1 protein-coding gene is annotated in these 412 nt (G+C 63.1%); it reads left to right on the forward strand.

The window, feature by feature from the left end; translation table 11 throughout:
- Positions 1–412: peroxidase family protein (locus C5F46_RS16330; protein WP_328588594.1), on the forward strand; the 412-nt coding region annotated here is incomplete at both ends.

The raw sequence follows: 412 nt of genomic DNA on the forward strand, positions 1-412 counted from the left end.
AAGCCGGGGCAAGCGTGGCCGATGTGATCGTGCTGGCGGGCAATGTCGGGGTCGAGCAGGCGGCAAAAGCCGCGGGCTTTGACATCACCGTTCCCTTCGCGCCGGGCCGTGGTGATGCCACCGACGACATGACCGATGCCGAATCCTTCGACGTTCTGGAGCCGATCCATGATGGCTACCGCAACTGGCTGAAAAAGGATTATGTCGTCAGTGCCGAGGAGTTGTTGCTGGACCGCACGCAACTGATGGGGCTGAGCGCGCCGGAGATGACCGTTCTGGTGGGGGGGCTGCGGGTTCTGGGTGCCAACCACGGCGGCAGCGCGCATGGTGTGTTCACTGACCGTGTGGGCGCGCTGACCAACGACTTCTTCGTCAACCTGACCGACATGGGCAATAGCTGGAAACCTGCGGG

Source organism: Phaeovulum veldkampii DSM 11550 (genome assembly GCF_003034995.1).
GTDB lineage: Bacteria > Pseudomonadota > Alphaproteobacteria > Rhodobacterales > Rhodobacteraceae > Phaeovulum > Phaeovulum veldkampii.